This is a genomic window from Advenella incenata, from assembly GCF_004217095.1.
Taxonomy (GTDB): Bacteria; Pseudomonadota; Gammaproteobacteria; order Burkholderiales; family Burkholderiaceae_B; genus Advenella; species Advenella incenata.
The window spans coordinates 486,842-506,429 of record NZ_SHKO01000003.1 but is presented as its reverse complement, the minus strand read 5'-3'; the positions used below and the strand labels follow the sequence as shown (position 1 = coordinate 506,429).

Below are 19,588 nucleotides of genomic sequence, written 5' to 3'. Positions count from 1 at the left end.
TACGCTCTCACGCCCAGACGTTGATCAGGGCGGCGCCATCGCTGATCAAAAATGCCTTCAGGCCCAGGGCAGCGGGCGCCAGCTTTTTGGTACGCAGATGCGCAACGCGCCACTGCCGCAAAATAGGCGTACCCTGGATATCCAGCAAAGCCAGGTGCCCTGCGGCAAGCTCATGCCGTACCGTACGCAATGACAGAAAGGTCAGCCCCATGCCCGCCATCACCGCTTGCTTGATGGATTCATTGCTGGGCATCTCCATCACAATACGCGGGCTGATGTTGTTCTGGGCAAAAATGCTCTCCATGGTCGCCCGTGTTCCCGAGCCGGCTTCTCTCACCACGAAATCGATATCATTGAAAATGGACAGCGGCGCCTGGCGACGGCGTGACAGCGGATGCTCCGGCGCGCTTACAAAACCGAGGGGATTGGTGGCAAAGGCCTCGGACAGACAATCGAGCCTTTCGGGCACCCTGCCGGTTATGGCCAGATCCAGTTCATTGCGCTCAAGCATATTGAAAATCTGATCACGATTCTGTATCTGCAGCGCGATTTCGATGCCGGGAAAACGCTTGCGAAAATGCACCAGCAGCATGGGAACAAAATATTTTGCCGTACCCACGATCCCCAGGTTGATGCGCCCGCGCTGCAGCCCTTTCAATCCTTCGACCGCATCGTCAAGCTGACTGAGCTGCGACGTAGCCGCAATGGCGTATTGCTCAACCTCGCGCCCTGCTGCGGTCAGGCGGATCTGTCTGCCATTGGCTTCCACCAGCGCGACGCCAAGTGCATCTTCCAGTTGTCGCAGTTGCGTCGAAACAGCAGGTTGCGTCACGTGCAACTTCTCTGCCGCCTTGGATACAGACTCGGCACGGGCCACTTCCAGAAAGGTATCCAGCTGTCTCAGTGTGTAACGTCGCATAGTGATCTATAAGCCTGTGCTTATGTTTTCTTCGATATTTATTATTAGACCTCAAGCATGACCATTTGTATAGTTTGTTCATACCGGTCAGACGCAGCATCCTGCCGGCTTGATCATGCAAGGCACTCAGGAGATAGACAATGAACGATATCAGCAACGTCCAGATCAGGGATCAGAAAAAACGCTATGCAGCCGGTGTACTCAAATATGCCCAAATGGGCTATTGGGATGGCGACTACGAACCTACGGACACAGATATACTCGCGGTGTTTCGCATCACACCACAGGATGGCGTTGACCCCATCGAAGCGGCTGCCGCCGTTGCCGGAGAATCATCAACAGCAACCTGGACTGTTGTATGGACCGACAGGCTGACCGCTTGCGACAAGTACCGCGCCAAAGCATACAGGGTCGATCCGGTGCCCAATAACGAAGGGCAATATTTCTGCTATATCGCCTACGACCTTTCTCTGTTTGAAGAAGGCTCCATCACAAACGTGACGGCATCTATCATCGGCAACGTGTTCAGTTTCAAACCGCTCAAAGCTGCCCGGCTGGAAGATATGCGTTTTCCCGCCGCCTATGTGAAAACCTTCGCCGGCCCGCCAACGGGCATTATTGTGGAGCGCGAACGCCTGGATAAATTCGGTCGCCCATTGCTGGGTGCCACCACCAAACCCAAGCTGGGTCTGTCCGGACGCAATTATGGACGCGTGGTATACGAGGGACTCAAGGGTGGCCTGGATTTCATGAAGGATGATGAAAACATCAACTCTCAACCTTTTATGCATTGGCGCGACCGCTTTCTGTTTGTGATGGATGCAGTTAACAAGGCATCGGCCGCAACCGGCGAAGTCAAGGGCAGTTACCTGAACATTACCGCAGGCACCATGGAAGAGATGTACCGCCGCGCTGAGTTCGCCAAAGAGCTGGGTTCAGTCATTGTGATGGTCGATCTGGTGGTCGGCTGGACCGCGATCCAGTCCATATCACACTGGTGTCGTCAGAACGACATGATTTTGCATATGCATCGCGCCGGTCACGGCACCTACACCCGGCAGAAAAACCACGGCGTGTCTTTCCGGGTGATTGCCAAGTGGCTGCGCCTGGCCGGCGTGGATCACCTTCATGCAGGAACAGCAGTGGGCAAACTGGAAGGCGACCCGATGACCGTGCAGGGATACTACAACGTATGTCGCGATGCCTACACGCAGACCGATCTGCCGCGCGGCATTTTCTTCGATCAGGACTGGGTGGCCTTGCGCAAGGTACTGCCGGTGGCCTCCGGCGGTATTCACGCCGGGCAAATGCACCAGCTTCTGGACCTGTTCGGCGACGACGCAATCCTGCAGTTTGGCGGCGGCACCATTGGCCACCCTGATGGGATCCAGGCCGGCGCAGTGGCCAATCGCGTCGCACTCGAATCAATGGTGCTGGCGCGCAACGAGGGGCGCAACATTGCAGCAGAAGGCCCGCAAATTCTCAAGGATGCAGCAAAGCACTGCGGCCCCTTGCGCGCGGCACTGGACACCTGGGGTGAAGTGACCTTCAACTACCAATCCACCGACACGTCTGACTACACCCCCATGCCGTCTGTTGCCTGAAATCACAGAGGCAATAAGCACACAGGCAGGCCAAGACCACAGCACTTTACGACAAGAGAGAACATCATGCGAATTACACAAGGGACCTTCTCGTTTCTTCCTGATCTGACCAACGAACAGATCACCAAACAGTTGCAATATTGCCTGGATAACGGCTGGGCGGTCGGCATTGAATATACCGATGATCCGCATCCGCGCAATACTTTCTGGGAGATGTTCGGCAACCCCATGTTCGACCTGCGCGATGCCGCCGGCATATTGCAGGAGATCGAACAGGCACGCAATACCTTCCCGAATCACTATATTCGCGTCACAGCGTTTGACTCCACTCATACCGTGGAGTCCGTGGTCATGTCATTCATCGTCAACCGTCCCGCTCATGAACCGGGCTTTCGTCTGGTTCGCCAGGAGATCGACGGACGACGCATGCGCTACACGATCGAGAGCTATGCAGTGACTGCAGCCGCCGAAGGCAGCCGCTACTGATGCATTGAGCCTGCCTGCCGGGGCCCGCATTGCCCCGGCGTTATACCCACGCTAAAGGAGAAGACCATGGCGCAAACCACACTAAACGTCGCGACACCGGAAAAAGCACAGACAGCGCGCAACAGCACGGCGTCAGAAGATCGTCAGGCGATTGCCGCCACCTTGCAGCAGCTCGATCGCGAACTGGTGGGTTTGGCGCCGGTCAAGCAACGCATCCAGGATATTGCCGCACTGCTTCTGGTTGACAAACTGCGCGCCGAACGTGGACTGCGTACCGGCGCACCCAGCTTGCATATGAGTTTCACGGGCAATCCTGGAACGGGGAAAACCACGGTTGCAATGCGTATGGCGCAAATACTGCATCAGCTGGGCTACCTGCGTCGCGGCCATCTTGTGGCGGTGACGCGCGACGATCTGGTCGGGCAATACATCGGGCATACGGCGCCGAAAACCAAGGAGGTACTGAAAAAGGCCATGGGCGGCGTACTGTTCATTGATGAGGCCTATTACCTTTACCGACCCGAAAACGAACGTGATTATGGCCAGGAATCGATTGAAATCCTGCTTCAGGTCATGGAGAACAATCGTGACGATCTCGTGGTCATTTTTGCCGGTTACAAGGACAGGATGGATCGCTTTTTCTCTTCCAACCCGGGCATGTCCTCGCGCGTTGCCCACCATATCGATTTTCCCGACTACGCACCCGAAGAACTGGAAAAAATTGCAGACATCATGCTCGAGGGCATGCAATATCGCTTTGACGAACCGGCGCAGCAGGCGTTCTCTCAATACATCGTCAAGCGCATGCAGCAGCCTTATTTTGCCAATGCCCGCAGTGTCCGCAATGCGCTGGAGCGCGCCCGCCTGCGTCACGCGTCCAGACTGATGCGCGATCCGGACAACGTCAGCGACGCCGCACTGCAAACGATCAGCGCCCAGGATATTCGGGCCAGCCGGGTCTTTTCTGAAGCATCCACTGCCGACCCGCAAGCCAGCATCCGGCATGATCACCCCGAAAACGACAGGGAGACATAACATGCTCAAGGCACTGATCTTTGATGTAGATGGCACACTGGCTGATACTGAAACCGTACATCTGCGCGCATTCAATACCGCTTTTATTCTGGCCGGACTCGATTGGTACTGGGACGAAGACCTGTACGCACAATTGCTGACCATCAGCGGCGGCAAAGAGCGCATGGCGCACTACTGGCTGTCCATTGATCCTGAAGGCGCAAGTACATTGCAAGCCGCCAGAAAGATCCGCGAAGTTCATGCCATCAAGACCGAGGAATATGCACGACTGATCGACAACGGCCAGGTCACCTTGCGTCCAGGCATTCACCGCTTGATTATCGACGCCTATTGTGCAGGCATACCGCTAGCCATTGCCACCACCACCACCGCCGCCAACGTACAGGCCCTGCTGCATCACTGCCTGGGGTCGGACTGGAGGAAGTTTTTCGTTGCAGTTTGCGATGCCCGCACGCCTGGCAAGAAAAAGCCCGAACCCGACGTCTATCTGCAGGCACTGGCCGAACTGGATGTGGAAGCAACAAACTGTATTGCATTTGAAGATTCGGAAAACGGATTGCGGGCAGCGGCTCGAGCTGGTATTTCAACCATCATTACGCCCACCCATTACACCGCTGGCCAGGATTTTTCCGGTGCCATGCTGGTGCTACCGCATCTGGGCGATCCTGATCTGCCGGTTCCACCGGGCAACGGAATCCATCAGACCATGGTGGATCTGTTCACGCTCAAATGCCTGCACGCAGATCCCCTGCTCAAGGCCGGCTAAAGGCCAAGCCAACCGAAGGCGCAGCAGCAAATGATTCAAATCGAGGAGACATTCATGCAAACACCGCAACGACCTACCCTGACCCAGTTTCTGATCGACGAGCGGCGCCGCTTTCCCGAGGCCGGTGGAGACTTCAATAGCGTGATACTCAATATCGCGCTGGTCTGCCGCAGAATTTCCCATGCCATCGCCTGCGGCGTCCTGGCCGGTGTCAATGGCAGTGCCGACTCCACCAATGTGCAGGGCGAGGACCAGAAGAAGCTGGACATTCTGAGCAACGATCTGTTCATCGAAGGAAATCAGTGGGGAGGACAACTGGCCGGCATGGTGTCCGAAGAGCTGGATGAACCCTACAGCATTCCCAAGCCATATAGCCGCGGACGGTATCTGCTGCTGTTCGATCCGCTTGACGGTTCATCCAACATTGACGTGAATGTTGCTGTCGGCAGCATTTTCTCGGTGCTGCGCGCACCCGACTCACGACGCACGACCTCGGTCAAAGACTATCTGCAACCGGGTGTCGAACAGGTGGCCGCCGGCTATGCTATCTATGGCCCGTCTACGATGCTCGTGCTGTCGGTGGGCAACGGCGTCCATGCTTTCACGCTTTGCCCGCTGGTTGGCGAGTTCATGCTGACCCACCCCAATCTGAAAATTCCGGAGGACAGCAACGAGTTCGCTATCAATACCTCCAACAGTCGCTTTTGGGACGAACCGGTGCGCCGCTATGTTGATGAGTGCATTGCCGGTAAAACAGGCGAACGCGGCAAGGATTTCAACATGCGCTGGATCGCATCGCTGGTTGCCGAGGCGCACCGGATCCTGATGCGCGGCGGCGTGTTTCTATATCCTCGGGATAATAAGCTACCGGCCCGAAACGGCAGGTTGCGCCTGTTATATGAAGCCAATCCTATCGGTTTTATCATGGAGCAGGCAGGGGGGCGTGCCAGTACCGGGCATGAGCCGGTCATGCAGGTCGTTCCCACCGAAATTCACCAGCGTATCGGGTTTATCTTCGGCTCCAAAAACGAAGTGGAGCGGATCGAGCAATATCACAAGCATCCGCGAAGGGTCGACTCGCCCAACCCACTTTTCCACGAACGCAGCCTGTTCACCGAATCGCCGAACATGCTATGAACCGCCATGTGCACAGGCCCCGGCAGCCGGCATCGCCGTTGCCAGACGCCTTTGCACCATGCCGGCAATAACGCCATCTTTCATTTATCAAAGGGCCAGAATCATGTCAGAACGCCACCCGATTATTTCAATTACCGGTTCTTCAGGCGCAGGAACCACGTCGGTGACCAGAACCTTCGAAAATATATTCCGTCGCGAAGGGGTGACTGCCGCTTCCATTGAAGGCGACAGCTTTCATCGCTATAACCGCGCGCAAATGAAAGAGCGGCAGGCTGCCGCCGAAAAAGACGGCAATGCCAATTTCAGCCATTTCGGGCCAGATACCAATCTGTTTGCCGAACTGGAAACCCTGTTTCGCACCTACAGCGAAAGTGGTTCGGGTAAACGCCGCAAGTACCTGCATGACGCGCGCGAAGCCGCTCCCTACAAACAGGAGCCCGGCACCTTCACCGAATGGGAAGATATTCCGGCCGATACCGATCTGCTGTTTTATGAAGGCCTGCACGGCGCGGTCGTGCATGACAAGGTCAATATCGCACAGTACCCCGATTTGCTGGTTGGTGTGGTGCCGGTGATCAATCTCGAATGGATCCAGAAATTGTGGCGGGACAAATCCACCAGAGGCTATTCGGCTGAAGCGGTCACAGACACCATTTTGCGCCGCATGCCCGACTATGTGAATCATATTTGCCCGCAGTTTTCGCTGACCCATGTCAACTTTCAGCGCGTACCTTGCGTCGATACGTCCAACCCGTTTATTGCAAGAGACATACCGGCGCCAGACGAGAGCTTTGTGGTCATTCGCTTTGCCAATCCCAAGGGCATCGATTTTCAGTATCTGCTCAATATGGTCCACGACTCGTTTATGTCGCGAGCCAACACCATTGTCGTACCCGGCGGCAAGATGGAGCTGGCCATGCAACTGATCTTTACTCCATTCATCTGGCGCATGATGGAACGCAAGAAGCGCGCCGCCCAGGCATAAGGAGACCATGATGAATCTTGCCGAAAAAATAACCATTGAAGAAACCCGCCATGCGGATGCACTGCGTTTTCTGGCCGCCGATGCGGTCGAGCAGGCGCAATCGGGGCATCCTGGTGCGCCCATGGGCATGGCCGACATCGCCCAGGTGCTGTGGCGGCGTCATCTGTCCCATAACCCGGCGGACCCTGGCTGGTTCAATCGCGACCGGTTCGTGCTGTCCAATGGTCACGGATCCATGCTGCTGTATGCCCTGCTGCACCTGACCGGTTACGATCTGCCGCTCAGCGAAATTCGACAATTCCGTCAGTTGCATTCGCGCACGCCTGGTCACCCCGAAGTCGGTCTGACGCCCGGTGTAGAAACGACCACCGGCCCGCTGGGCCAGGGCCTGGCCAACGCCGTGGGCATGGCGCTTGCCGAAAAACTACTGGCGCGTCGCTACAATCACCCCGGCCATATGATTGTAGACCATTACACCTACGTCTTTGTCGGCGACGGTTGCCTGATGGAAGGCATCAGCCACGAATCCTGCTCGCTGGCCGGCACGCTCGGACTGGGCAAGCTCATCTGCTTCTATGATGATAATGGGATTTCCATTGACGGCGATGTAGCAGGCTGGTTCAGCGACGACACCGCCGCCCGTTTTGCTGCATACAACTGGAATGTGATTGCCAATGTCGATGGACATGACGCAGCGGCGATTGATGCAGCCATCTTTCAGGCAAAGTCACAACCTGCCGCGCAAGCGCGCCCGACCCTGATCTGCTGCCGCACCCATATTGGCCATGGCGCGCCAACCAAGGCTGGCAGCCATGCGGTCCACGGCGCCCCGCTGGGCACCGATGAAATCGCGGCAATGCGGGCGGCAAGAAACTGGCCCTATGCAGAATTCGAACTACCACAGGACGTCGTCGATGATTGGAACGCCATCGAGCAAGGTGCAGCCCGGCAGTTGCTCTGGCAGCAACAGTTTGATCGCTGGCAGGCACGGTATCCCGAAGACGCCCGGGAGCTGGCCCGGCGCCTGGCTGGCGATATTCCCGATGAAGCACTGCTTGCCCTGGAAGATTTGCTGGACGCCAGCGAGGCGCTACACGGCAATATTGCCACCCGCAAGGCCTCGCAAATCGTGCTCGAAGCCATCACGCCCGAGCTGCCGGGCCTGTTCGGCGGCTCGGCCGATCTCAGTGGCTCGAATCTGACTAATGTCAAATCTTCTGTTTGGGTCAATCATCATGGTCAGGGTAATTATTTAAGCTACGGCGTGCGCGAGTTCGGCATGGCTGCAGTCATGAACGGTCTTGCCCTGCATGGGGGATTCATTCCCTATGGCGGCACCTTCCTGACCTTCTCCGATTATTCGCGCAATGCCATTCGTATGGCCGCACTCATGAAGCAGCGTGTGATTCATGTGTTTACTCATGATTCCATCGGACTGGGCGAAGACGGCCCCACCCATCAACCGGTGGAGCACCTGAGCGCGCTGCGCATCATTCCCAACAACCGTGTCTGGCGCCCCTGCGACGGAGAGGAAACAGCAATTGCCTGGCAGCAGGCACTGAAGCGAGAAGATGGACCGGCTTGCCTGATGCTGTCGCGCCAGAACCTGACGCCGTTTACCCGCGAAAAAACGCAACGCGAGCAGATCGCGTGCGGCGGCTATATCCTGCAGGACGCGCCCCACGCGCAGGCGGTTCTCATTGCCACCGGATCAGAGGTGGGTATCGCCGTCAAAGCTGCGGCGGCCTTGCGTGACGAGGGCATTGCGGTGCGCGTGGTCTCCATGCCATGCGTGGAACTGTTCTTTGCCCAGCCGCAAGCATGGCGCGATCAGGTCCTTCCCCCGGATATCCCACGCGTCAGTATTGAAGCCGGCTCCAGCTGGTTTTGGCGCAGTGTGGTCAATAACGGCATCGCCATTGGCATCGACACCTTTGGGGAATCAGCACCGGCAGGCCAGCTATATGACTATTTTGGCCTCAACCCGCAAGCAGTCTGCAAGGCAGTTTATGCATTGCTTGATCAAGCTTCATAACACGATTCGTTCGCAGGGGGTCCTGTTACTTAACACCCCCTGCTCCACCCAAGGAGATCAACATGGCCCTCGTTTCATTACGTCAACTGCTGGATCACGCTGCCGAGCATGGTTACGGCATTCCAGCCTTCAATGTCAACAATCTGGAGCAGATCCAGGCAATCATGCAGGCCGCATCCAGCACCGACAGCCCGGTCATTCTGCAGGCCTCTGCCGGCGCACGAAAGTATGCCGGCGAAGCTTTTCTGCGCCGATTAGTCGAAGCCGCCATAGAGTCCTATCCCGATATTCCGGTGTGCATGCATCAGGACCATGGCGCCAGCCCGGCCGTGTGCCAGGCCTCGATCCGCTCCGGCTTTTCAAGTGTGATGATGGATGGCTCTCTGATGGCCGATATGAAAACGCCATCAAGCTATGAATATAATGTGGCTGTTACGCGACAGGTTGCCGATATGGCCCACTGCGTCGGTGTCTCGGTCGAAGGTGAACTCGGTTGCCTGGGCTCGCTCGAATCGGGCCAGGCGGGCGAAGAAGATGGCTCCGGCGCCCAAGGAGTGTTGTCGCATGAACAACTGCTGACCGATCCGCAACAGGCCGCCGATTTTGTCGCGCGAACCGGCGTGGATGCGCTGGCCATTGCCATAGGCACCAGCCACGGCGCCTATAAATTTACCCGCAAACCCACCGGCGACATTCTGGCCATTGACCGCATCCGCGCCATCCACGAGCGCATTCCCACTACGCACCTGGTCATGCACGGCTCATCTTCCGTTCCCCAGGAATGGCTAGACATTATTCGCAACCATGGCGGCGACATCCGTGAAACTTACGGCGTGCCGGTAGAGGAAATATGTGAAGGCATCAAAAATGGCGTGCGCAAGATCAATATCGATACCGATATCCGGCTGGCAATGACAGGTGCAATGCGCCGCAGCATGATGCAGGACACGGCAGAATTTGATCCGCGCAAATTCTTCAAGGAAGCAACCGCGGCGGCACGACAGATTTGCCAGGAGCGCTTCGAAGCGTTTGGCTGCGCAGGTCGGGCTTCTGCCATCAAACCGGTAGCGTTGGAAAAGATGGCCGGCATCTATGCGCAGCAGGCCGCTGCGGCCTGAAGCCTGCCCGTTGGCATTGGCACCGGATCAAGTCCTGAACCAGGGCAGGATTGTTTTTCCGGTGTCAACTCGCACCCCTGGCGACGCAGGATCTCGGACGACCCCGTTTCCCCGTCAATCAGTATCTTTATCTGTATTTGTTTTTATAGGTGTATTTATAAGCGATGTAGATGCATGCCGCATTGTCATGGTTTTTCTTCTAAACAGAGACAAGACTTGCCTGCCGCGCTTTACCGTTCGCTGCAATGACGAAGGGGCTCAATATACAGAGCCCCTTCTTTTTGGCTGTTGTGCCGTACCGACACAGCAGGTGAACCGCTTTTATGAGCATCAGGGACGTCGCAATGTGCAGCGTCCCTGGCGCCGCATTAATCGAAAGTAACCACAGAACGAATCGAGGTACCCTCATGCATCAGATCGAAGGCCTCGTTGATCTTCTCGATGGGCATGACATGTGTGATCAGATCATCGATATTGATCTTGCCTTCCATGTACCAGTCAACAATTTTTGGCACGTCGGTACGACCGCGGGCGCCGCCAAAGGCCGAACCCTGCCAGACGCGACCGGTGACCAGTTGAAACGGCCTTGTCGAAATTTCCTGGCCCGCGCCGGCCACGCCAATAACCGTGCTCTTGCCCCAGCCTTTATGGCAGGACTCCAGCGCCTGGCGCATCAAATTCACGTTGCCGATACATTCAAAGGTATGATCGGCGCCGCCCTTGGTCAGACTCACCAGGTATGGGACGATATCGCCTTCGACTTCTTTCGGATTGACAAAATGCGTCATGCCGAATTTGCGAGCCAGCTCTTCACGCGCCGGATTAATGTCTACGCCAATAATCATATCGGCGCCGGCCATGCGCGCACCTTGCACGACATTTAAGCCGATGCCGCCCAGGCCAAATACAATCACCTTGTCGCCGGGCTGCACTTTGGCGGTATAGATAACGGCGCCCACACCTGTGGTGACACCGCAGCCGATGTAGCAAACCTTTTCGAAGGGTGCATCTTCCCGGATCTTGGCAAGTGCAATTTCCGGCACCACCGTGTAATTTGAAAACGTGGACGTGCCCATGTAGTGAAACACATCCTTGCCATTGAGCTTGAAGCGGCTGGTGCCATCAGGCATCAGGCCCTTGCCCTGGGTTTCGCGAATGGCGCCGCACAAATTGGTCTTGCGCGACAGGCAGAATACGCAATTGCGGCACTCGGGCGTATAAAGCGGAATCACGTGATCGCCGGGCTTGAGCGTGGTTACGCCCGAGCCCACTTCCACGACCACACCGGCGCCTTCGTGACCAAGAATAGCCGGAAAAATACCTTCCGGATCATCACCGGACAGCGTGAACATGTCTGTATGACATACGCCCGATGCCTTGATTTCCACCAGCACTTCGAATGCACGCGGACCGTCCAGCTGGACCGTCTCGATCGTCAGCGGCGCCCCGGCTTTGGTGGCAACAGCGGCTTTTGTTTCCATTACTTCAACTCCTGCTTAAGATGCATGTTTTGATTTTGCAACATGTGTTGCGATAACGTCCATTAGCGCTGGCGACAGGGCGTCATAGGGTGGCAATCCCAGTTCGTTCAACCGTGCCCGAATACCAGTCATCTCTGCAGGATCGGTGCCTGTTTCAATGATGGACGAGACAAAGGCGGCAAACGTTGGGGCAGACCAGCCGGTCTGGGGAGAGCGCTCTGTATGAATGAAATCGAGCCCATAAAATGGATGCTGCGTATTTTCAATACGGCCGTACATATGAACGCCACAACCGCTGCATGCATGCCGTTGAATGGCTGCCGACTCGTCAACCACCTTGAGCTTGTCGCCATGGGCTGTGACCTGCACGGACTCTTTTGGCACGACGGCGACCTGCGAAAACAGGGAACCGGCAGGCCGCCAGCATTTGGAACAACCACAAAGGTGGTTATGGGCAGACTGTGAATTGACCGTGACTTCGACTCTGTCTGTCTCACAGTTGCAAACCAGTTTGCCACCGGTAAAGTTGTTGTCTGTACTCGCCTGAACGCCATTGTTAACGGCTGGATGGATATTGTAACTCATATGTGTCTCCGGATTGGTTATGAATGGTTCTGACTTGATCGGGTGCCTTCCCCGCCATACTCGGTGCATGGCGAACGGGCAGCAATAACCACTACTGAAGCAACTTCCATGCCAATCATCACAAGCACTTGCCGGCAAGCGTGCAACCACAGTGAACAGAAGCAGAACCATTCCGCTTTCACAACGGCGCTACACCGGTCGCATCAAAGCACGAACCAGAAGTTGTTCAGAATACGATACAGGCTGTGCCATGGCTTGCCGCAGATGAACGCGGGTCGATACAGATACTGCGCCGCGCAGGCGATGCAACACCGTGTCTGTCAAGACAGTGCACGTTAGACGATTGCAAATCAAGGGTAGATGAGAGGGACAAATGCCCGGGAAAATCTGTTCAGATACACCTGCGCCTGTTAAGTCAGGTTGCTGCCGATAGCCGGGCCATGGTCTCAGTGAGCGCCGCAAGAATGAGCGGATCGGACGGCGTATGCGTGCCGCCAGGGACCCAACGCAGTTCGGCCTCGGGCAGGAAGCGCTGCAGCAAATGCACGTTGGTGGCAGGACATATCCAGTCATGCGTGCCGTGCAGCAAAGTGGTTTTCACCGGCACCTGGCGCAACTGCGCGAGCAGCGCAGGAAGATCAATAAACCCCATGTGGCGCAAATAGTGCGCCTGAATGCGATATTTGTGGATAGTGCGCGCAGCAGCCCTGGTCTGGGCTTGCTCACGTTCGCCCGCTTCATCGCCAGGCTGCGCACCGGCAGCCTGGCGGGTGGCTGCGTCTTGGGCCCCGGCCTGTTTTTTCTCGGCGGGTTGCCCGTTGGACGCTTGCTGTGTGGGCTTGCCCTGCATCATGCCGGCCATGATACTGTTCTCGTAGCTGCTCCAGCGTTCGGCTGCATCCGACATTTGCTTGCGATCGCTGCCGAGCAGCCTGGCCGCCAACGTCTGCAGAACCGATTGTTTTTCATCTTCGCTCATGGTCTCGGTCAGGCTATCCCAGGCCTGCGGCACTAATGCCTGCAAGTGCTGGAAGAACCAGTCCAGTTGCAGCCGGGAAGGCAGAAACGTGCCGCGCAGCACGAGATGGTCAATGCGATCTGCATGCCTTGCTGCGTAAGCCAGGGCCAGATACGCCCCCCACGATCCGCCCACGACGGTCCACCTTGCAATGGCCAGATGCTCTCTCAGTTGCTCAATATCCTGAATCAGGTGCGCCGTTGTATTATGTTCCAGACTTCCGGTGGGCAGGCTTTTGCCGCTACCGCGCTGGTCAAACAGGACCACCCGCCAGCGCCCGAGGTCGAACCATTCCAACATGGCAAGGTTGCTGCTACTGCCCGGACCGCCATGCAGAACGACCACGGCGGGCGCCCGGATATTGCCGAATTCGGCGTAGTATAGCTGGTGACCGTCGGTGGTCTGCAGATAATCTTGGGACAATGGCATACTCATAAAACAAGTTCCGGGCAGAAGATGGAAACACGATCGCTTATTACAACTGATATAATAACCAAGGCATAAACCGGAAATTTTTTGCAGGTTAAAGCGCCTTGACAAATATGCGAGTCATGCTACCATTAATTTGACTGCGCATCGTTTTACAGTCATGCGGGGCAGTAGCCATATTGAATTATCAGTATCATGCTGGTAGCTGGCTCATACACCTTCTGCCTGCCACTTCGACATTTTCCATCTGAACAGGAGATATTTATGAAATGGACAACACCTGAGTTTTGCGATCTGCGTTTTGGCTTTGAAATCACGATGTACATAGCCAACCGTTAATCTGCATCTTACGCTCATACCATGCGGCGCTGGCGAGAGCCAGTGCCGTTTTACTTGCTACCTATGAAAATTCTTGTGCTTGGCTCTGCCGCCGGTGGCGGATTCCCGCAGTGGAACTGCAACTGTCCCAATTGTGACGGTGTACGCCGACAGAGCATCCGTGCCATCCCCCGTACCCAGTCATCCATCGCGATCTCGGCAGACGGTATTCAATGGCTGCTGGTCAATGCCTCTCCCGATATTCTCAAACAGATTCAGGCCAATCCGGCGCTGCAGCCGGCGCGCAACGTGCGTGATACCGGTATCACATCTGTAATATTAATGGATGCGCAGATCGATCATGTGACCGGCCTGCTGATGCTGCGCGAAAGCAGCAGTCCCATCCCTTTGTATTGCACCGAGCCGGTCTGGAACGACCTGAGCACCGGTCTGCCACTTACCCAGGTCCTGTCGCATTATTGCGGCCTGACGCATCGGCACATTACCGTTGAAGAAAACCGCTTCAGCCCGCCCTTGCAACTGGTCGAGCTTCCCGGCATTACCATAACCCCGTTTCCGCTCACCAGCAAAGCGCCGCCCTATTCGCCCAACCGTAACAATCCGCAAGTCGGCGACAATATCGGTCTGCTCATTACCAGCGAGCGCTCTGGCAAAAGCCTTTTTTATGCGCCGGGTCTGGGCCAGATCGAACCGCTGGTGCTCGAGGCCATGTCCCGCGCCGATTGCGTCATGGTAGACGGCACGGTATGGACCGAAGACGAAATGATCCGCCTTGGTCTGTCGCGCAAAACCGCAGCCCAGATGGGTCATCTGCCGCAATCGGGCCCCAACGGCATGATCAGCGTTCTGGACTCGCTGGGTGACAATAAACGCAAAATTCTTATCCATATCAATAACAGCAATCCGATTCTGAATCAGGATTCCGAAGAGGCCGCAGTACTGCAACGGCATAATATTGAAATTGCCGTTGACGGCATGGAGATCACATTGTGAGTATCGTTCTTTCGAATCTCGCTGGGTATAACCAGAAGCAAACCGACCCCCAAGCCTGGGACCGGGCTGAATTTGAACGCCAGCTGCGCGCCAAGGGCGCCAGCTACCACATTCACCATCCCTTCAATGTCAGGATGAACAGCGGACAGTTGAGCCAGGATGATATCCGTTGCTGGGTTGCCAACCGCTTCTATTACCAGATTAACATCCCACTCAAAGATGCTGCGGTCATGTCAAACTGCCCCGATCGGGAAACCCGCCGTCGCTGGATCCTGCGCATGCTGGACCATGATGGCTTTGGCGACAACGAGGGCGGCATTGAGGCCTGGACGCGTCTGGGCCAGGCAGTGGGCATCAGCCGCGAGGATTTGTGGTCTCTGAAGCTGGTTGCGCCCGGCGTGCGTTTTGCCGTGGATGCCTATGTCAATTTTGCGCGCCAGGCGCCCTGGCAGGAAGCGGTGTGTTCATCGCTGACCGAAATGTTTGCACCGAAAATCCATAAAGACCGGCTGGCAAACTGGCCCGGCCATTATCAGTGGATCGAAGCCGGCGGACTGGAATATTTCCGCAGCCGGATCTCTTTGGCAGAAAGGGATGTCGAACACGGGCTGCAGGTTACGCTCGATTATTTCACCACCCGCCAGCAGCAGGCGCGAGCACTGGAAATACTGCAATTCAAACTGGACATTCTATGGTCCATGCTTGATGCTATTGAAAAAGCCTGCCAGCACCACAGCGAGACCACTCATGCCTGACTTGCCCGAAAAGCCCCTGTTATCGCGCCTGTTCCGGCTGCAGTACGAAAAAGCGCAAAATGCCTATGTCCTGCTGTATCCGGAAGGCATGGTCAAGCTGAATGACAGCGCCGCCGAAATTCTGCGTCGCTGTGATGGCGATCGCAATATTGCCCAGATTGTTGCCGATCTGGAACAAAGCTTTGCCACGACAGGATTGCAGAAGGATGTTGAATCATTTCTGCAGGCTGCACAGGAGCGTGGCTGGATCAAATAGAGGTCACCATGGATATGCCCCAAGCCGTTGAGCAAACGCAGAAACCGACCATTGCGCCACCGCTATGGTTGCTGGCCGAACTGACCTATCGCTGCCCGTTGCACTGCGTGTTCTGCTATAACCCGGTGGATTATGCCAGCAACCTGAACGAGCTCAGTACCGACCAGTGGATCAGCGTCATGCGCCAGGCACGGGAAATGGGCGCGGCACAGTTGGGGTTTTCCGGCGGAGAGCCTTTGCTGCGCGATGACCTGGAAGTACTTGTGGCAGAGGGTCGCCAGCTGGGTTTCTATACCAATCTTATTACCTCCGGCGTTGGCTTAAAGCGCGAACGGCTTGCCGCCCTGCGAGAGGCCGGGCTCGATCATATCCAATTGTCCTTCCAGGACTCGACTCGGGAAATGAACGATTTCCTGACGCACACCAAAACCTTTGATTTGAAATCGCGCGTTGCCGCCATGATTCGGGAATTCGAATATCCCATGGTGCTGAACGTGGTCCTGCATCGCTATAACCTGGACCATATCGAGCGCATTATCGAGATGGCCGACAAGATGGGCGTGGAATACCTGGAACTGGCCAACACACAGTATTACGGCTGGGGCCTGATCAATCGCGAACAATTGTTGCCTGACCGTGCGCAGTTGCAGCGCGCCGAAGCCGCTGTAGCGCGCTATCGCGAAAAAATCGGCAACCGGATGCGCATTCTGTTTGTCGTGCCGGATTATTTTGAAAAACGTCCCAAAGCCTGTATGAACGGCTGGGGATCTGTTTTCCTGGCCGTTTCCGCCGATGGCAGCGCCCTGCCCTGTCACGCGGCAAAAACCATTCCGGGTCTGCAGTTTCCGCAAGTGACCGAAAGCACTATCCATGATATCTGGTACCACAGTGATGCATTCAACAAGTTCCGTGGTGATGACTGGATGCAGGAGCCTTGTCGCACCTGCCCGGAAAAAGAGCGTGATTTCGGTGGCTGCCGCTGCCAGGCGCTGGCACTAACCGGCAATGCCGCCAACGCCGATCCGGTTTGCGACAAATCCCCCTATCACCATGTTATTACAGATATGATCGGACGCCAGCCGACAGCCGTTGTGCAGGAAAAGCCACTGGTGTTCCGCAACGACGCCAACTCGCGCCGGCTGGCTGCCGACTCGGCTACCAGCGCCCTGGCAAGCGAAGACAAAATGTCGTCTTTATAGGGAAAACGAGACACGCATGACATATCATGTGATATACAATTGGGTGAGCATAAACAGGTTCCCCAGCCACTAGCGGGTTATCGTTATTTTTGCAGTTTAATGTTGCGCAGACGACATCAATATGCAGCGGGCATACAGCCCGCATACAAGCACCGAGACAGATTACAAAATCGGCATCAGCCACCGAAAGGACAAGCGCTGATGTACATAGCAGGAGGAGACATGTACTCGTTGGAGGTCAGCAACCACATTGAGCGGATTAACCAGATCGTGCATCGCGGCGTGATGGTTCCCGACATTGATCCGGCAGTCGCCAGTTCCTGGGGACGCTGTGTCAACGATTATGGCCTGGACCCGGAAAGCCGGCGCCTGCCTCCCGTTCTGACCCACCCCGAGCGGACCGCACGCTCGGAACAGAAGCGGGTCCTGATTACTGAAGCCAAACACGAAATGAATATTCTGTATCAGCAACTGGCTGATCCGGAACTGGCCGTTGTTCTCGTGGACACCGACGGTTGTATTCTGCACATGGTGGCAGCCGATCATCTGGAAAGTGACCTTTCCGGACTGGGCCTGCGCCTGGGGGCAATCTGGAGTGAAGAGGAAGTAGGCACAAACGGGATGGGCACCTGCCTGGTCGTTGGCGAACCCATTGCCATCCGTCAGACCGACCACTTTTTATACAAGCATATTCTGCTTACCTGTTCCGCAGTCCCGGTCATGGATCAAACTGGAAAAATGATTGCAGTACTGGACGTGACCAGCCGCTCGTCGCTACTCCAGCAGCATTCATTGGTGCTGATCGGCATGACCGCACGCATGATCGAAAACCGCCTGCTTACCGTCAATTGCAAGCATGCGCATCCGGTTCATTTTCACAGCCGGCCCGAAAGCATCAATACCGTGCACGACGGCAAGCTGATGGTCGAGGAGGACGGCACCATTGTTGCAGCCAACCAGAGTGCGCTGTTCCAGTTGGGCTTTCCCGACATGCAGGCGCTGCGACGTTACCGCTTCGATGAAATTTTCCAGCTAACGCTTGAATCACTTTTGCAACGCAGTATGCAAAGCTCGTTTCACCCGGTGCCGATCTATCGGGCCGGCGCCTCCAGCCGTTTTTTTGCCGTCGCCCAGTTGCCTGCTGCCGGCTCCACGCATTTGTCGTTTCACGGCGCGTTGTCTAAAGCATCAGCCATGCCAGCACAGGACAAAGTGTCAGAAGCGACCGGCCTACCTGCCAGAATCAGCAAACCTGGCGGCATCGCCTGCGTCGAACTTGGCGACCCCGTCTTGCGCGAACAATTCGAACTGGCTCAACGCGTCGTCAGCAAGGGGGTTCCGGTTCTGCTATATGGCGAGACTGGATCCGGCAAGGAAGTGCTCGCCCGCGCCGTTCACGAGCGCAGTCCCCGTCGCGATGGCCCCTTCGTTGCAGTAAACTGCGCATCCCTTCCCGAAAGCCTGATTGAAAGCGAGTTGTTCGGTTACCGCGCAGGCGCTTTTACCGGCGCTCAGCGCCAGGGCCGCAGCGGTAAAATACTGCAAGCCCACGGCGGCACGCTTTTGCTTGACGAAATTGGCGATATGCCTTTGGCGCTGCAGGCGCGCTTGCTGCGCGTACTCGATGAACGCAAGGTCACGCCGCTCGGTGCAGACGCATCGGTCGATGTGGATATTCAACTGATCAGCGCCAGCCACCGGAATCTGACAGATCTGGTAGCCAAGGGCCAATTCAGGGAAGACTTGTACTACCGACTCAACGGGGTAGAAATACGCTTGCCACCACTGCGTGAGCGCCAGGATAAACGCCAGCTTATCGAGGCCATGCTTCAGGAAGAAGCAGGCAAACCAATCGTGCTCAATGAGCAGGTGCTAAAGACGCTTATGCAGTACGCCTGGCCTGGCAATTTGCGGCAGATGCGTCATGTGTTGCGCACCATGGCAGTCCTGGCCGAAGGCACGACCATTGGCCTGGAGCATTTGCCAGGGCCGCTGGCCGATCTGCATGCACAACCGGCCGGCAATAGCGCCGCGCCAATTGGGCTGACAGACTGCATGGCTGTAAGCGACGAACACGAACCCGTTAACCCTTTGCAGGAAAGTGAAAGAATTACCCTGATCCAGCTGCTGGAGACCCATCGCTGGAATATCAGCGATGTGGCGCGAACGCTGGGTGTCAGCCGCAATACGCTGTATCGCAAACTGCACCGGCATAACATTACCCTGTCAACCCAGGGTAACCCCACCACCATCTGAAAAGCGGTACAATCAATTTACCGCACCGCGACACCGGCCCCTAAGGCCGGTGTCTTTGTTTTGCGCATGATCTGCGCTACAAAACTGGTCCTGGGTTTACCAACCTATCGAGCCTGCCGTCGGTGGCACACCCCTATATTATTCTTACACTGCTTTGCCGTGACTGGCTGGTGACGCGCACCTTCAGCGAAT

General features: G+C 56.2%; 18 protein-coding genes. 14 read left to right on the top strand and 4 right to left on the bottom strand.

What is annotated here, in order from left to right:
• Nucleotides 1–7 precede the first annotated feature (7 nt).
• A complete protein-coding gene (locus tag EV681_RS18495) occupies nt 8–919 on the bottom strand; it encodes a LysR family transcriptional regulator (protein WP_128394670.1) in 912 nt (303 codons plus the stop codon).
• Nucleotides 920–1,059: 140 nt separating this feature from the next.
• On the opposite strand from EV681_RS18495, the gene EV681_RS18490 reads away from it, so the two are divergent.
• The 8 genes from EV681_RS18490 to fba all read left to right on the top strand — a co-directional run bounded on the left by EV681_RS18490 (nt 1,060) and on the right by fba (nt 10,085).
• Nucleotides 1,060–2,523: a form I ribulose bisphosphate carboxylase large subunit gene (locus EV681_RS18490; protein ID WP_128394671.1), complete on the top strand. Its 1,464-nt coding sequence runs from the start codon at nt 1,060–1,062 to the stop codon at nt 2,521–2,523.
• 66 nt (nt 2,524–2,589) lie between these two features.
• Nucleotides 2,590–3,009: a ribulose bisphosphate carboxylase small subunit gene (locus EV681_RS18485; RefSeq protein ID WP_128394672.1), complete on the top strand. Its 420-nt coding sequence runs from the start codon at nt 2,590–2,592 to the stop codon at nt 3,007–3,009.
• A 66-nt stretch (nt 3,010–3,075) separates the two neighbouring features.
• Nucleotides 3,076–4,044 carry a CbbX protein gene (cbbX, locus tag EV681_RS18480; RefSeq protein ID WP_128394673.1) on the top strand — a complete coding sequence of 323 codons (969 nt, stop codon included), beginning with the start codon at nt 3,076–3,078 and terminating at the stop codon, nt 4,042–4,044.
• A 1-nt stretch (nt 4,045) separates the two neighbouring features.
• Complete coding sequence (locus EV681_RS18475; RefSeq protein ID WP_130304817.1) at nt 4,046–4,810, top strand: HAD-IA family hydrolase; 765 nt, start codon at nt 4,046–4,048, stop codon at nt 4,808–4,810.
• Between the two features lie 54 nt (nt 4,811–4,864).
• Nucleotides 4,865–5,947: a class 1 fructose-bisphosphatase gene (locus tag EV681_RS18470; RefSeq protein ID WP_128394675.1), complete on the top strand. Its 1,083-nt coding sequence runs from the start codon at nt 4,865–4,867 to the stop codon at nt 5,945–5,947.
• Nucleotides 5,948–6,050: 103 nt separating this feature from the next.
• Complete coding sequence (locus EV681_RS18465; protein WP_128394676.1) at nt 6,051–6,932, top strand: phosphoribulokinase; 882 nt, start codon at nt 6,051–6,053, stop codon at nt 6,930–6,932.
• A 10-nt stretch (nt 6,933–6,942) separates the two neighbouring features.
• The gene (tkt, locus tag EV681_RS18460; protein ID WP_130304866.1) at nt 6,943–8,967 is read left to right on the top strand and encodes a transketolase; all 2,025 of its coding nucleotides are present in this window, start codon (nt 6,943–6,945) and stop codon (nt 8,965–8,967) included.
• A 62-nt stretch (nt 8,968–9,029) separates the two neighbouring features.
• The gene (fba, locus tag EV681_RS18455) at nt 9,030–10,085 is read left to right on the top strand and encodes a class II fructose-bisphosphate aldolase (protein ID WP_128394677.1); all 1,056 of its coding nucleotides are present in this window, start codon (nt 9,030–9,032) and stop codon (nt 10,083–10,085) included.
• A gap of 368 nt (nt 10,086–10,453) precedes the next feature.
• Here the strand turns inward: fba and EV681_RS18450 are convergent, their stop codons facing one another.
• The 3 genes from EV681_RS18450 to EV681_RS18440 all read right to left on the bottom strand — a co-directional run bounded on the left by EV681_RS18450 (nt 10,454) and on the right by EV681_RS18440 (nt 13,604).
• Nucleotides 10,454–11,566: an S-(hydroxymethyl)glutathione dehydrogenase/class III alcohol dehydrogenase gene (locus tag EV681_RS18450; protein WP_128394678.1), complete on the bottom strand. Its 1,113-nt coding sequence runs from the start codon at nt 11,564–11,566 to the stop codon at nt 10,454–10,456.
• Nucleotides 11,567–11,581: 15 nt separating this feature from the next.
• On the bottom strand, nt 11,582–12,151 hold the full coding sequence (gfa, locus tag EV681_RS18445) for an S-(hydroxymethyl)glutathione synthase (RefSeq protein WP_128394679.1): 570 nt from the start codon (nt 12,149–12,151) through the stop codon (nt 11,582–11,584).
• Between the two features lie 415 nt (nt 12,152–12,566).
• On the bottom strand, nt 12,567–13,604 hold the full coding sequence (locus EV681_RS18440) for an alpha/beta fold hydrolase (RefSeq protein WP_130304816.1): 1,038 nt from the start codon (nt 13,602–13,604) through the stop codon (nt 12,567–12,569).
• A gap of 258 nt (nt 13,605–13,862) precedes the next feature.
• Between EV681_RS18440 and pqqA the strand changes: the two genes are divergently transcribed.
• The 6 genes from pqqA to EV681_RS18410 all read left to right on the top strand — a co-directional run bounded on the left by pqqA (nt 13,863) and on the right by EV681_RS18410 (nt 19,396).
• Nucleotides 13,863–13,937: a pyrroloquinoline quinone precursor peptide PqqA gene (pqqA, locus tag EV681_RS18435; protein ID WP_014751277.1), complete on the top strand. Its 75-nt coding sequence runs from the start codon at nt 13,863–13,865 to the stop codon at nt 13,935–13,937.
• A 63-nt stretch (nt 13,938–14,000) separates the two neighbouring features.
• Nucleotides 14,001–14,930: a pyrroloquinoline quinone biosynthesis protein PqqB gene (pqqB, locus tag EV681_RS18430; RefSeq protein WP_128394681.1), complete on the top strand. Its 930-nt coding sequence runs from the start codon at nt 14,001–14,003 to the stop codon at nt 14,928–14,930.
• Entirely contained in the window at nt 14,927–15,685 is a 759-nt protein-coding gene (gene pqqC / locus EV681_RS18425; protein WP_128394682.1) for a pyrroloquinoline-quinone synthase PqqC, read from the top strand. Before pqqB ends, pqqC begins: the two co-directional genes overlap by 4 nt.
• Entirely contained in the window at nt 15,678–15,941 is a 264-nt protein-coding gene (gene pqqD, locus EV681_RS18420; RefSeq protein ID WP_128394683.1) for a pyrroloquinoline quinone biosynthesis peptide chaperone PqqD, read from the top strand. The genes pqqC and pqqD overlap by 8 nt, the downstream gene beginning before the upstream one ends.
• Before the next feature lie 8 nt (nt 15,942–15,949).
• Nucleotides 15,950–17,140 carry a pyrroloquinoline quinone biosynthesis protein PqqE gene (gene pqqE / locus EV681_RS18415; RefSeq protein ID WP_128394684.1) on the top strand — a complete coding sequence of 397 codons (1,191 nt, stop codon included), beginning with the start codon at nt 15,950–15,952 and terminating at the stop codon, nt 17,138–17,140.
• Nucleotides 17,141–17,362: 222 nt separating this feature from the next.
• Complete coding sequence (locus tag EV681_RS18410) at nt 17,363–19,396, top strand: sigma-54-dependent Fis family transcriptional regulator (protein ID WP_128394685.1); 2,034 nt, start codon at nt 17,363–17,365, stop codon at nt 19,394–19,396.
• Nucleotides 19,397–19,588 lie beyond the last annotated feature (192 nt).

Coding starts and splice junctions, on each gene's coding strand:
- fba (WP_128394677.1), top strand. CDS start 9,030: ATGGCCCTCGTTTCATTACGTCAACTGCTGGATCACGCTGCCGAGCAT.
- EV681_RS18470 (WP_128394675.1), top strand. CDS start 4,865: ATGCAAACACCGCAACGACCTACCCTGACCCAGTTTCTGATCGACGAG.
- pqqE (WP_128394684.1), top strand. CDS start 15,950: ATGGATATGCCCCAAGCCGTTGAGCAAACGCAGAAACCGACCATTGCG.
- cbbX (WP_128394673.1), top strand. CDS start 3,076: ATGGCGCAAACCACACTAAACGTCGCGACACCGGAAAAAGCACAGACA.
- EV681_RS18495 (WP_128394670.1), bottom strand. CDS start 919: ATGCGACGTTACACACTGAGACAGCTGGATACCTTTCTGGAAGTGGCC.
- EV681_RS18450 (WP_128394678.1), bottom strand. CDS start 11,566: ATGGAAACAAAAGCCGCTGTTGCCACCAAAGCCGGGGCGCCGCTGACG.
- EV681_RS18490 (WP_128394671.1), top strand. CDS start 1,060: ATGAACGATATCAGCAACGTCCAGATCAGGGATCAGAAAAAACGCTAT.
- gfa (WP_128394679.1), bottom strand. CDS start 12,151: ATGAGTTACAATATCCATCCAGCCGTTAACAATGGCGTTCAGGCGAGT.
- pqqD (WP_128394683.1), top strand. CDS start 15,678: ATGCCTGACTTGCCCGAAAAGCCCCTGTTATCGCGCCTGTTCCGGCTG.
- EV681_RS18440 (WP_130304816.1), bottom strand. CDS start 13,604: ATGAGTATGCCATTGTCCCAAGATTATCTGCAGACCACCGACGGTCAC.
- EV681_RS18485 (WP_128394672.1), top strand. CDS start 2,590: ATGCGAATTACACAAGGGACCTTCTCGTTTCTTCCTGATCTGACCAAC.
- EV681_RS18410 (WP_128394685.1), top strand. CDS start 17,363: ATGTACTCGTTGGAGGTCAGCAACCACATTGAGCGGATTAACCAGATC.
- EV681_RS18475 (WP_130304817.1), top strand. CDS start 4,046: ATGCTCAAGGCACTGATCTTTGATGTAGATGGCACACTGGCTGATACT.
- tkt (WP_130304866.1), top strand. CDS start 6,943: ATGAATCTTGCCGAAAAAATAACCATTGAAGAAACCCGCCATGCGGAT.
- pqqB (WP_128394681.1), top strand. CDS start 14,001: ATGAAAATTCTTGTGCTTGGCTCTGCCGCCGGTGGCGGATTCCCGCAG.
- EV681_RS18465 (WP_128394676.1), top strand. CDS start 6,051: ATGTCAGAACGCCACCCGATTATTTCAATTACCGGTTCTTCAGGCGCA.